The sequence below is a fragment of the Ensifer sp. genome (assembly GCF_035999185.1).
Taxonomy (GTDB): domain Bacteria; phylum Pseudomonadota; class Alphaproteobacteria; order Rhizobiales; family Rhizobiaceae; genus Ensifer.
Genome location: NZ_DASYHB010000109.1, coordinates 26255 through 38487 on the forward strand (window position 1 = coordinate 26255; position 12233 = coordinate 38487).

The 12233-nt window shown below is 61.7% G+C and carries 14 protein-coding genes and 2 tRNA genes; 12 read left to right on the forward strand and 4 right to left on the reverse strand.

From position 1 onward, the window contains the following. Positions 1–256: 256 nt before the first annotated feature. A tRNA-Cys gene (locus VGO04_RS12125) sits at positions 257–330 on the forward strand. A 73-nt stretch (positions 331–403) separates the two neighbouring features. On the opposite strand, the gene VGO04_RS12130 is transcribed toward VGO04_RS12125, so the two are convergent. Both VGO04_RS12130 and VGO04_RS12135 read right to left on the reverse strand, forming a co-directional pair. After that, positions 404–1126, reverse strand: coding sequence for a thermonuclease family protein (locus VGO04_RS12130; RefSeq protein ID WP_327496208.1), 723 nt, complete (start codon positions 1124–1126; stop codon positions 404–406). Between the two features lie 198 nt (positions 1127–1324). Then, positions 1325–1615: a hypothetical protein gene (locus tag VGO04_RS12135; RefSeq protein WP_327496209.1), complete on the reverse strand. Its 291-nt coding sequence runs from the start codon at positions 1613–1615 to the stop codon at positions 1325–1327. Between the two features lie 159 nt (positions 1616–1774). Here VGO04_RS12135 and VGO04_RS12140 point away from each other — a divergent pair. From VGO04_RS12140 to VGO04_RS12160, 5 genes are all read left to right on the forward strand, one after another. After that, a tRNA-Asn gene (locus VGO04_RS12140) sits at positions 1775–1849 on the forward strand. A 96-nt stretch (positions 1850–1945) separates the two neighbouring features. Then, positions 1946–3400 carry a deoxyribodipyrimidine photo-lyase gene (locus VGO04_RS12145; RefSeq protein WP_327496210.1) on the forward strand — a complete coding sequence of 485 codons (1455 nt, stop codon included), beginning with the start codon at positions 1946–1948 and terminating at the stop codon, positions 3398–3400. 96 nt (positions 3401–3496) lie between these two features. Beyond that, complete coding sequence (locus VGO04_RS12150; protein WP_327496211.1) at positions 3497–4750, forward strand: cyclopropane-fatty-acyl-phospholipid synthase family protein; 1254 nt, start codon at positions 3497–3499, stop codon at positions 4748–4750. An 80-nt stretch (positions 4751–4830) separates the two neighbouring features. Continuing rightward, the gene (locus tag VGO04_RS12155) at positions 4831–5202 is read left to right on the forward strand and encodes an SMR family transporter (protein ID WP_327496212.1); all 372 of its coding nucleotides are present in this window, start codon (positions 4831–4833) and stop codon (positions 5200–5202) included. After that, a complete protein-coding gene (locus VGO04_RS12160; RefSeq protein ID WP_327496213.1) occupies positions 5189–5515 on the forward strand; it encodes an SMR family transporter in 327 nt (108 codons plus the stop codon). Before VGO04_RS12155 ends, VGO04_RS12160 begins: the two co-directional genes overlap by 14 nt. On the opposite strand, the gene VGO04_RS12165 is transcribed toward VGO04_RS12160, so the two are convergent. Further along, on the reverse strand, positions 5503–6342 hold the full coding sequence (locus VGO04_RS12165) for an SDR family NAD(P)-dependent oxidoreductase (RefSeq protein WP_327496214.1): 840 nt from the start codon (positions 6340–6342) through the stop codon (positions 5503–5505). The two genes, VGO04_RS12160 and VGO04_RS12165, sit on opposite strands and share 13 nt — an antisense overlap. Positions 6343–6655: 313 nt before the next feature. Here VGO04_RS12165 and VGO04_RS12170 point away from each other — a divergent pair, with 313 nt between their 5' ends. The 5 genes from VGO04_RS12170 (at position 6656) to VGO04_RS12190 (ending at position 10451) form a co-directional block, all read left to right on the forward strand. Then, a complete protein-coding gene (locus tag VGO04_RS12170; RefSeq protein WP_327496215.1) occupies positions 6656–7696 on the forward strand; it encodes a cysteine synthase A in 1041 nt (346 codons plus the stop codon). 7 nt (positions 7697–7703) lie between these two features. Continuing rightward, positions 7704–8453, forward strand: a complete 750-nt coding sequence (locus VGO04_RS12175) for an alanyl-tRNA editing protein (RefSeq protein ID WP_327496216.1) — start codon at positions 7704–7706, stop codon at positions 8451–8453. A gap of 15 nt (positions 8454–8468) precedes the next feature. Then, complete coding sequence (gene sseA, locus VGO04_RS12180; RefSeq protein ID WP_327496217.1) at positions 8469–9323, forward strand: 3-mercaptopyruvate sulfurtransferase; 855 nt, start codon at positions 8469–8471, stop codon at positions 9321–9323. Between the two features lie 4 nt (positions 9324–9327). Beyond that, positions 9328–9891 (forward strand): GNAT family N-acetyltransferase, encoded by a 564-nt coding sequence (locus tag VGO04_RS12185; protein WP_327496218.1) that lies wholly within the window; start codon positions 9328–9330, stop codon positions 9889–9891. A gap of 92 nt (positions 9892–9983) precedes the next feature. After that, the gene (locus VGO04_RS12190; protein WP_327496219.1) at positions 9984–10451 is read left to right on the forward strand and encodes a DUF1203 domain-containing protein; all 468 of its coding nucleotides are present in this window, start codon (positions 9984–9986) and stop codon (positions 10449–10451) included. 42 nt (positions 10452–10493) lie between these two features. Here VGO04_RS12190 and ald read toward each other — a convergent pair whose 3' ends face one another. Beyond that, on the reverse strand, positions 10494–11612 hold the full coding sequence (gene ald, locus VGO04_RS12195; protein ID WP_327496220.1) for an alanine dehydrogenase: 1119 nt from the start codon (positions 11610–11612) through the stop codon (positions 10494–10496). A 157-nt stretch (positions 11613–11769) separates the two neighbouring features. Here ald and VGO04_RS12200 point away from each other — a divergent pair, with 157 nt between their 5' ends. Continuing rightward, positions 11770–12231, forward strand: coding sequence for an Lrp/AsnC family transcriptional regulator (locus tag VGO04_RS12200; protein WP_327496221.1), 462 nt, complete (start codon positions 11770–11772; stop codon positions 12229–12231). Positions 12232–12233 lie beyond the last annotated feature (2 nt).

The window sequence follows — 12233 nt, forward strand, 5'->3', positions numbered from 1 at the left end:
GCGCGGGCGTGTGGAGTCGTCGTCGCATCGCATGGATTGCAGTGGAAATCGGGTTTGGCTGACCGCATCGAGGGCGGCAACCGGCCACACGCGGTCGACGCCCGCTACACGTGGCGATGTTATCGTATGACGAAAGGCCTTCGCTGTGGAAAGCGCACGCCCGAGAAATCTGCTTTGTGTTTTTCCGGAAAAGCCTCTTGCGGTTTTTCTGCAATCATTCTAAATCCGCGCCAACGCTCGGTTATCCAAGCGGTGAGGCCTCGTGGCGGAGTGGTGACGCAGAGGACTGCAAATCCTTGTACCCCGGTTCAATTCCGGGCGAGGCCTCCAAAAATCTTCACCTTACATAAAAGAGTATCGCAGTCGCCCTATGGCGACGCGTCGAGCAGCAGCGCCTACTGGGTCAGCACCAGGGCGTCGCGTGCCCTGTCCATGGCCGCACGAGCCCCTCGGATACAAGCTGCCCCCCGATCGACTGACTACCGCGGGTGACGAACCGCAGCTTTTCGCCATCCTTGCCACTCGGCCTGCCGCTGGCTGCAACCAGCCTGAAATCGCCTGCATTCAACAGCTCGCGCAGGCGCTGCTTGGCGTAGAAGCCGCGCGAACGCTCCTTGTCGCAGCTTGCCTGGCGAATTCGTGGCGCGTCGATGTCCGCCACGCGGATCGTCTCACCATGGTAGAGGAAGGTGGCGCCGTCGATGACGCAGTTGTCGGTGCGGATCCCGCAGAAATAAAACTGGTCCGTCCGGATGGATGCCGTGCTCACGACCTCGTTCGGCCGCACCACCGGCGTCGGAGCCGTGACGCCGACGTTGACGGCCGGCACCGGCGCGGCAAGTGCTACTTTCGTGGCCGGTTTGGCCGCGTGGCTTTCCGCTTGCCGCCCGGGACGCTCGTCTGCCTTCTGAGCGGCACGAACGGGCTTCGGCCTTGATTCCTGTTGCGATGTGAAGGCCATCACGTCCGAGACCACGGGCCAATGCCGCAGCTCGGAGCGATGATCATAGGCGACCACGCCGCCGATCGTGAGTGCGGCGGCCAGATACCACGGTGCCATCCCGCCTGATTTGCTGGCGCTGCGGCCCGAGCTCTTACGTCGACGTTTGGTAGTGGCTTTGGCCATGCGTCCCCATCCTGATTCGCGACTGCATTATGGGGCTGATGCGTTGCCGAAACGTTTTCGGCAGGCTCCCCAATGATAGGCGGGAAGCTTCGCAGTACCCGCAAACGGCATGACATCGGGAGATGAGGCACCGGCCTCGGCGGTATCAGATGAGGGCTGCATCTTTCGTTGGTGACGTTGCTCGGTGGCGTCGGGCCATCATCCCTTCGAGGAATTGGCCCGGCCGCGCCAGCGCGCCCACCAGACGGCAAGACGGCGACGGCGGCGACGCACGGAAGGGATATCATGCGAAAGCACGATAAGGCCGAGCGGGACCATCCAGAAACCGAGCACCGGCAGAAAACCGAGAAAGCCGCAGAACACCAGGAGCGAACCCAGGAGGATACGCAGCAGTGGCGAGTCGGGCAGCGCTATGCGCCATTTGCCGAGCACGATCTGCCGTGTCTGCGGATCAATGCCAAAATGTGTCTGCTTCCTGTTTTTGTTCATCATTCCCTATCCGGCGTATTTTCCCACAATTGGGGACTTCTCCACAGCCTCGCAACCGAACTTGTCATTTTTTTTGAAAAAACCGCTTGGCAAATCAGAAAAGCATGCGTATTAGCAGCCTCACTTCTGAAGCGCACAGCGAAACAGCGGCGCGGATGATCCCTGGTAGCTCAGCGGTAGAGCATTCGACTGTTAATCGACAGGTCGCCGGTTCGAATCCGGCCCGGGGAGCCACTTTCTAAAAGAGCCATTTGCAGAGATGCGAATGGCTCTTTTTCTTTTTGCACCTATGTTCTCCAGGTGACCAATCCCCAATCTCAAACGGTACCCATGACAAAGGCAGCGACCGCGCCCATCATCGTCTGGTTTCGCAAGGACCTGCGCCTTGCCGACAATCGCGCCCTTGCAGCAGCAGCAGGCGAGCGCCCCGTCATCCCGCTTTATATCCGCGAGCCGGCCGAAAGCGGCAACGGTCCGCTTGGCGCAGCGCAGCTCTGGTGGCTGCACCATTCGCTTGAGGCCCTCGGCGGACGGCTGGCGCGACGTGGTTCGCAGCTCATTCTGCGTTCAGGAAATCCGTCTGACGTGATCGGCGAGCTTGCCCGAGAGACCGGCGCAGATCGCATCTATTGGAACAGACGCTACGACCCCAACGGCATCGCCACCGATACGCCGCTGAAGACCGCGCTCGCAGCCCAGGGCATCCACGCTGAGAGTTTTTCTGGTCAGTTGCTGCATGAGCCAATGCGCCTGCTCACGACGACGGGCGGGCCTTACCGCGTGTTCACGCCATTCTGGCGCGCGCTTGGGTCCAAAGGCGAACCAGCGTCGCCGATCGACGAGCCGCAATGGCTGACCGCGCCGCAAGCCTGGCCGCGGTCGGAACGGCTCGCCGATTGGTCGCTGTTGCCGACGAATCCCGACTGGGCGGCGACATTTTCCGAAGTGTGGACGCCAGGTGAGAAGGGCGCCGCCGCTCGCCTCGACGACTTCATCGACGGCCCGCTCGACGACTACAAACGCGACCGCGACTTCCCTGGCGTCGACGGCACCTCGTTGTTATCCCCACACCTCGCCTTCGGCGAAATCTCGCCCGCGCAAATCTGGCACGCGACAGCGCGGCTGCCGGCCGACGCCGGCGACGGCGTCGCCACGTTCCGCAAGGAACTGGCGTGGCGTGAATTCTCCTACCATCTGCTGTTTCACCACCCGGAGCTCCCGCATCGCAATCTCGACCGCCGATTCGACAGCTTCTGCTGGATGAACGATGAGGACGATTTCACCCGCTGGGCCACGGGCATGACCGGCTATCCTATTGTCGATGCGGGCATGCGCCAGCTCTGGCGGCATGGCTACATGCACAATCGGGTCCGCATGATCGTCGCGTCCTTCCTCATCAAGGACCTCTTGATCGACTGGCGGAAAGGCGAAGCCTGGTTTCGCGACACGCTGCTTGACGCGGACCCGGCCAACAACGGGGCAAGCTGGCAGTGGGTCGCCGGGTCAGGCGCCGACGCGGCACCCTTCTTCCGGATTTTCAACCCGCTCCTCCAGGGTGAAAAGTTCGATCCTGACGGCCACTACGTCAAGCGTTTCGTGCCTGAACTGGAGCGCCTTGCCGCCCGCTATGTCCATCGTCCCTTCGCGGCCCCGGCGAGCGCTCTTGAAGAGGCCGGCATTACCCTTGGCAGCACCTATCCGAAGCCGATCGTTGACCATGCCGTGGCGCGCGACCGTGCCCTTGCCGCCTTCCGTGACATCACCAGCGCGGCGAGAAAGGCCTAGGGAGCTAGAGCCCTCCGGTAGAAATTCCTCAGTTGGCGTTTTGGCCGATTGAAGCTAGGCTCACGTAACGGATGCAACAGCTTGAAGGGGTGGTGTATGCGTAACCTGGATGCCGACTTTGCCGCGTTCGACGGAGCGGTTGAGCTGTCCTCTGACAATCTCGCAACGACCTTGGGGGATTTCCCGCTGAAGGCGCGGATGGTGCTTGGCGCGCTGGTGCACCTTCAGGCGGGAACGCTGATGCTCTCCACACCCGACGGCCGCAAGCTGGTGATCAACGGCACTAGAGCAGGCCCCCGCGCCATTCTGACGCTCAACAACTGGAACTTGCCGCAGCGCGCCATGTCAGGCGGCACGATCGGCGCTGCCGAAAGCTACATAGATGGCGACTGGGATAGCCCCGATGTCGGCGCCTTTCTCGAGCTTTTCCTCGTCAACGCCGAGATTGGCCGAAACTTTCCGAACCGGGCGCGCGGCCTGCTGCGCCTCCTCGACAAATTCCTGCATTGGCGCAATGCCAACACTCGAGCCGGCGCCCGCCGCAATATCTCCGCCCATTATGATCTCGGCAACGCCTTCTACAGCGAGTGGCTCGATCCGAGCATGACCTACTCATCCGCGCTTTACGGCACCGGCGCCAACGACCTGCGCTCCGCCCAGAGGGCCAAGTATCGAGCGCTTGCCGAAGCGACCAATCTGCGTGCCGGCGACCATGTGCTCGAAATCGGCTGCGGCTGGGGCGGTTTTGCCGAATTCGCGGCAACCGAGATCGGCTGCAAGGTTACCGGGCTGACGATCAGCCGGGAGCAATTGGCCTTTGCCCGAGAGCGTATGCGCCGAACCGGACTCTCAGACCAGGTTGAACTCAAGCTTCAGGATTATCGCGAGGAAAACGGTACCTATGACCGCATCGTCTCAATCGAGATGTTCGAGGCCGTCGGCGAACGGTTCTGGGGAACCTACTTCGCGCAGCTCAAGCGATGCCTGAAGCCCGGCGGCAAGGCTGGGCTTCAGATCATCACGATCAAGCCGGAAGCCTACGAGGAATACCGCTCCAATCCGGATTTCATCCAGAAATACGTCTTCCCGGGCGGCATGTTGCCGACGCGCGAACATCTGATCGAGCTTGGCCGCAATGCCGGCCTGCGCATGATCAACGACTTCGGCTTCGGCATCGATTATGCGCGCACGCTTGGCGAATGGCGGGAGCGGTTCTGGTCTGTCTGGAACAGGCTCGAGCCACTCGGCTTCGACCTGCGATTCAAGCGGCTATGGGAATTCTATTTCTACTACTGCGAAGCCGGCTTCCGCTCCCGCAATATCGACGTCCGGCAGATCGTTTTCGAATGAGAACGGTTGCAGCGCGTCTTTACCCCGTGTCGTTCAACGCTTAAGACGCCATCCAATCCAAACTGTTTTGAAGGTACCGCATGCGTCTTGCATGGTTTTTCCTCGCGCTCGCGATTGCGACCGAAGTGGTGGGCCTGACGGTGATGAAGGCCGCTTCGGCAAGCGGCTCCTATCTCGGCCACATCGTCATGTACGTCTCGATCGCGCTTTCCTATGTCTTCCTGGCCAAGGCGGTGAAAACCATCTCGGTCGGCGTCGCCTATGCCATCTGGGAAGGCTCGGGCGTGGCGATCATTACATTGGTCTCCGTTTTCGTCTTCGGCCACGTGCTGACGGGTCGGGAGATGCTGGGGCTTTCTATGGCCATCATCGGCATCCTGCTCGTCAACGCCGGCGAACACCACGAGGAAGAGGACGTCCCCGCTGAAGGAGCAAGCAATGAGCGCGCCTAGCATCTATTTTGTACTCGCCGTGCTCGCTGGAATTCTCGACGTCGGCGCCAATCTCGCGTCAACGAAATCGCAAGGGTTCGCTCGGAAGGGCTGGGGCGCGTTGTCGATCCTGTTGGTGCTGGCCGCCTTCGCCCTGCTTGCCGAGGCCACCAAGGGCATGGAGCTCGCGATCGCCTATGCCGTGCTTGGCGCCACGGGTATCTTCGGGACAGCCATCTGCGGACGCCTGCTCTTTGGACAGAAGCTGAAGCCGATCGGCTGGGCCGGGCTTGCGATGATCTTCGGCGCGGTTCTGGTGCTTCACACGGCCTGACGGCGGCGTTCGCCGGGGCCGGCATGCGTCGTCTCCTTCCCGGCCTCCGTGCGGCTTCGGGTCAACCACGTGAGCAGTGCAAAGTAGAGGCGATAGGGCAAGAGGTGCATGAGCTTCACCGCATAGGCAAGGCGACGCGGGAAGGCCACTTCAAAGCGTCGAGACTTCAAGCCGGTGACGATCCGGCCAGCCGCGTCCTCATCGCTGACGACGGCGCTCCTTGGGAAGCGGAGGCGCTGCGTACCTGGCGTATCGGCTAAGCCGGGATTGATGATTTGAAGCCGGATGCCGAGCCGGTCGAGATCAAACTTCAGGCTTTCGGCCATGTTGATCAACGCTGCCTTCGTCGCTCCATAGGCAGCGCTCGTCGGCAAACCGGCATAGCCGGCGATGGACGAAACAATGGCGATATGGCCATAACCCTGCGCCTTCATATGCGCGACGGCCGGCAAAAGACAATTGACGACGCCGTTGAGGTTCACAGCGAAACTCTTCTCGAAAACGTCGCGATGCAAATCATCGCCCCTGACGGGGATCGCGACCCCGGCGTTGAGGACGACGAGAGACAGATGGCCGTGATCGTACTCGATCGCCGCCAACACGCGCTCCATGTCCTGTGGATCGGTGACATCACCGTCGAGGACGGTGATCCGCCCCTCGCCAGCAGCTTCGTGCTGCAAATTCACCAGCTTTTCATGGCTCCTTGCGGTGACCACGACCGAGTAGCCTTCGCGTACCAACCGAATCGCCAGGGCACGCCCAAGCCCCGCACTCGCACCGGTAACCCAAGCCAGCCTCTGTTCCGTTTTCGTAGGCACTGCACTCATCACATACTCCTCGGCACGCGCCGGGAAACACGCACGCATCTTATGGGGCGGGCCACACCTATCGCCCCAAGCCCGATCCTCTCTCCAAAGCCGCACTCTAAGCCGTTGAACGCCTCATCTCCTGGAGACGATTTTTGTTCGGGACAGAGCGGCGGCGAAACGCTATTTCTTGCCTGAACTGCAGGCTGAGCCGAAAACACGCCAACATTTCGGCGATCCGAAATCGTTGTCGAAAATCGCTGGTCGCCGCTCATTTTTACCTGGTACGTGCCGCCCTGCTCCGGCGTCTGTCCTCAAACACGAGGTTCTGCAAATGGCCATTCTACCGTCCGTCCTCGAAGCGATCGGCAACACGCCGTTGATCCGGCTGAAATCCGTGTCGGAGGCGACGGGCTGCACGATCCTCGGCAAGGCCGAGTTTCTGAACCCCGGACAATCGGTGAAAGACCGTGCGGCACTCTCGATCATCCGGCATGCGGAACGCACCGGCCAGTTGCGGCCCGGCGGCGTCATCGTCGAGGGCACGGCCGGCAACACCGGCATCGGTCTTGCGCTCGTCGGTCAGGCGCTCGGCTACCGCACCGTTATCGTCATTCCGGAAACCCAGAGCCAGGAGAAGAAGGACGCCCTGCGGCTGCTTGGCGCCGAACTCGTCGAAGTGCCGGCCGTTCCCTACAAGAACCCTAACAACTACGTGAAGATTTCTGGCAGGCTCGCCGAGCAACTGGCAAAGACCGAACCGAACGGCGCCATCTGGGCGAACCAGTTCGACAATGTCGCCAATCGCGATGCCCATGTCGAAACCACGGCGCCCGAAATCTGGCGGGATACGGACGGCAAGGTCGATGGCTTCATCTGCGCTGTCGGGTCGGGCGGAACGCTTGCTGGTGTGGCGCAAGGCCTGAAGGCAAAGAACCCGGCCATCAAGATCGGCCTGGCCGATCCGCAAGGGGCAGCGCTCTACAATTTCTACGCCAACGGCGAGCTGAAGTCCGAGGGGAGCTCGATCACCGAGGGCATCGGCCAGGGTCGAATCACCGCCAATCTGGAAGGCTTCACGCCGGACTTTTCCTATCAGATTCCCGATTCGGAAGCCGTCCCTTACGTCTTCGACCTGATCGAGCACGAGGGCATCTGCGTCGGCGGTTCGACCGGCATCAACATCGCCGGGGCCGTCAGGCTCGCCAAGGACCTCGGTCCGGGACATACGATCGTGACGATCCTCTGCGACTATGGTAACCGCTATCAATCGAAGCTCTTCAACCCGGACTTCCTCACGTCCAAGGGACTGCCGGTCCCGACCTGGTTGAAGACGTCTTCCAACATTGCAGTGCCATACGAATCAGTTGGATAGGAATGCGATGACCAGGACCGTGACTGCCCTCTTTCGAGACGATTTCTACCTCTCGACCTGCGAAGCAAACGTCACGGGAATCCTGGAAGATGGCGGGATCGAACTCGACCAGACCTGCTTCTACGCGACCTCAGGCGGACAGCCCGGTGACACGGGCTTCCTGGAGCGTGCCGACGGCAGCCGCATCGACATCGCGGTCGCCCGCCATGGCGAAACCAAGGACATCATCATCCATGTGCCGGCCGAGGGGCAGCCACGGCCTGATGTGGGTGAGAAGCTCGTTCTCCACATCGATTGGCCGCGCCGCTACCGGTTGATGCGCATGCACACCGCATGCCACCTGCTCTCCGTCGTCTGTCCCTACCCGATCACCGGCGCGTCGGTCGGCGAAGACGAAAGCCGTGTCGATTTCGACATGAGCGAGACGATCGACAGGGACGAAGCGACCGCCGCCCTGATGAAGCTCGTGGAGGAGAACCACCCGGTCTATCTCCAGTGGATCACCGACGAGGAGCTGGTGGCCAATCCCGGCATCGTCAAATCGAAGAACGTGCGTCCGCCGATCGGCCTTGGACGCGTCAGCCTTGTCTGCATCGGTGAAAATTCGGCGATCGACAGCCAGCCCTGCGGCGGCACCCATGTGTCCGAGACCCAGGAGGTTGGCGCCATCCACATCTCCAAGATCGAGAAAAAGGGCAAGGAGAACCGCAGGTTCCGTATCCGCTTCGGCACAGCCGAAGATCGTGCATCAGTCTGAGTAGGAGTTGCGACCGTGACCACCAACAAAAGCGCCTTTGTCGTGTCTGCCGATTGGCTTCAGGAGCGCCTCGGCGATCCGTCGATCCGGATCCTCGACGCCGCCTGGTATCTGCCGGCACAGAACCGCAACCCGAAGGCGGAGTACGACGCCGGACACATTCCCGGCGCCGTCTTCTTCGACCAGGACGCGATCGCCGACCACACCAGCGGCCTGCCGCACACCCTGCCCTCGCCCGAAGCTTTTGCCGAAGCCGTAGGCGCACTGGGTGTCAGCGAGACGGACACGATCGTCGTCTATGACGGCCCCGGCATCATGACGGCGCCACGCGTCTGGTGGGAATTGCGCATCATGGGCGCCAAGAACGTTTATGTGCTCGACGGCGGCATGGACGGCTGGAACAGGGAAGGCCGTCCTGTCACCACCGAGGCGCCCTCGCCCAAGCCGGCCACGTTCAAGACGAGCTTCACGCCGGCGGCCGTCACCTCGCTAGCCGGAATGAAGGACATCGTCGCGGGCGGCTCCGTCCAGATTGCCGATGCCCGCGGTGCCGCGCGCTTCTACGGCGAGGAACCGGAGCCCCGCGCTGGCCTGCGCTCTGGCCGAATGCCGGGTGCACACAGCCTTCCTTCGGGCGTCTTTTCAGAAAATGGCAAGCTCAAGGATATCGAGGCGCTCCGCCAGACCTTTGCCGACGCAGGCGTCGATCTTACAAAGCCCGTGGTCACCACGTGCGGTTCGGGCGTGACAGCCGCCATCATCACGCTGGCGCTGCAGTCGCTCGGCCATACCGACAATACGCTTTATGACGGCTCCTGGTCTGAATGGGGCGGTCGAGCTGACACGCCGGTCGCTACCGGTCGAGAGTGATATCATGCGCACCCCGAAGCTCGCCTCACTGACGGCGCATGTAACCGAACTTGAAATGACGGCGCCGCCGAAGCAGAGCCTGCCGATGCCGGTCAATATCCAGACCGCTATCCTGCGCGTCTCCGACATTCCGCTCAGCTACTATCGTTTTCTCTACCTGCGGGTCGGCCGGCGTTGGCACTGGACCGAGCGGCTGCGGATGAGCGACGACGAACTGGCGGCAGTGCTTGGCGACAAGCGGACAAGTGTGACGGTGCTCTACGTCAACGGTGCTCCGGCCGGCTTCTTCGAGTTGCACCAGGGCGAAGACGACGTGGTCGAACTGGTCCATTTCGGGCTGATGGAACATGCGCTCGGCCTCGGCCTTGGCAAATGGTTCCTGCTGCAGACGCTGTTTGCCGCCTGGGCGCTGAGCCCGAGCAAGCTGACGGTGACGACCAACAGTCTCGACCATCCGCGCGCGCTGCAACTCTACCAGCAATTCGGCTTCTCGCCGGTTGCGACCCGCGAGGCAACCGTCGAACCTTTGACTGACGCCGAACTGCTGACGTTGGCCCAAAACCTCTGACGAAGCCGGCGCGGCAAGTTTCGGGTGTCGAAACGGTCGCGCCCGGTGCACTCTCCTGATCAAACACGTCAAACGTATCAAGGAGATGCACGATGTCGTTGCGCTATATTCCCGTGTCCTCTGAAGAGGCTCGTCGCCTCCGGCAGGGCGGAAGTGACGCCTACGGCAATGCCCCGGAGCGGCATATTTCCGACGGCGATGGTGTGCCCTGCCGTCACTGCCTGGGCTATGTTGATGCCGGAGAACCCTATCTGATCTTCGCGTTTCGACCGTTTGCCTCGCTGCAACCCTATGCCGAGACCGGTCCTGTGTTCATGCATGCCGAGGAATGCCCGATGCATGACGGCGCGAGCTTGCCGCAGATCCTGAATTCGCGCGCCAACTATCTTTTGCGCGGATACAGCGAGGACGAGCGGATCGTCTACGGCAGTGGCGACGTGGTTGACCGAGAAGAGGTCGAAGCCCGCGCGAAGGCGCTGCTGGCACGGCCGGATGTCGCGTCCGTCCACGTGCGCTCGACCAAATACAATTGCTACCAATGCCGGATCGTCAGCGCCTGAAACAGCCGGCCCGGCATTTCTGCCGGGCCGACATATATTCCGTCAGGCGACGTTCAGCACCGCCTCGGGCGCAAAGGCGTCGTAGCCGAGCGCTTCGGCGACAGGCGCGTTGGTGACACGACCGCGGTGCACGTTGAGACCGGCGCGAAGGTGCCTGTCCTCGGCAATTGCCTTCAGACCCTTGTCGGCGAGCTGCAGGCCATAGTGAAGCGTGGCGTTGTTCAGCGCATGCGCCGACGTCACGGGCACCGCACCCGGCATGTTGGCAACGCAGTAGTGCACGATCCCGTCGACTTCGTAGGTCGGGTCGGAATGCGTCGTTGCATGCGAGGTTTCGAAGCAGCCGCCCTGGTCGATCGCAACGTCGACGATGACCGCGCCCTTCTTCATGCCGGTCAGCATTTCGCGGGTGACGAGCTTTGGAGCGGCAGCGCCCGGAATAAGCACCGCACCGATGACGAGATCGGCAGAGAACACTTCCTCTTCCAGCGCGTCGATCGTCGAATAGCGGGTGTGAACACGACCGGCAAAGAGATCGTCGAGCTGACGCAGGCGCGGGATCGAGCGATCGATGATGCTGACGTCGGCACCGAGGCCGGCAGCCATGCGCGCAGCATGCAGGCCGACGACGCCGCCACCGATGACGGTGACCTTGGCCGGAAGCACGCCGGGAACGCCGCCGAGCAGGATGCCGCGACCGCCGTTGGCCTTCTGCAGCGACGTCGCGCCCGCCTGGATCGCGAGACGGCCGGCCACCTCCGACATCGGCGCCAGGAGCGGCAGGCCACCCCGGTCGTCAGTCACGGTTTCATAGGCAATGGCGGTGACACCGGAGTTCAACAGGCCCTTGGTCTGTTCCGGATCTGGCGCCAGGTGCAGGTAGGTGTAGAGAATCTGGCCTTCGCGCAGCTGAACCCATTCCGAGGGCTGCGGTTCCTTGACCTTGACGATCATGTCCGACTTTTCGAACACGTCCTTTGCCGTCGCGACAATTTTCGCGCCAGCGGCACGGTACGCATCGTCATCCGCGCCGATCCCTGCCCCGGCCTTGGTTTCCACGATCACCTCGTGGCCATGGGCAACATATTCACGCACCGAGCCGGGCGTCAGGCCGACACGATATTCATGGTTTTTGATTTCCTTCGGGCAACCGACACGCATGCTTGCGTTCCTCTCCTGTTTTCGGCGTTCCGCCGCTTATGTCTAGGCATTCAGCAAAACACGCGGCGAACCGAATGTCCTTGCAAAGACATGATCGGCAGAGCAATGATTTCGAAGAAAATTGCGGGAAATGACGTGTGATTGGGAGAAAACACGAATGAGCGAACTCGACACCATCGATCATGCGATTCTGCGCATTCTCCAGCAGAACGGCCGCATATCGAATGCCGACCTCGCCGCAAAGGTCGGTCTCTCTCCCTCGGCCTGCTCTCGGCGGGTCGATATCCTGGAAAAGTCGGGAACGATCGCCGGCTATCATGCGCGCATTGCCCACAAAGCGCTCGACTACCAGATCATGGTGATCGTCCACATTTCCCTGTCCGGGCAGTTCGCAAAGACGCTCGCCGAATTCGAGGCTGCGGTGAAGCTCTGTCCGAACGTGCTTGTCTGTTATCTCATGTCGGGTGAGTACGATTACATATTGCGGGTCGCTGCCAAGGACCTGCAGGACTATGAGCGCATCCACCGCGACTGGCTTTCGGCCCTGCCGCACGTGGTCAAGATCAATTCCAGCTTCTCGCTGCGGGAAATCATCGATCGGCCGAACGTCGGCATCTGACG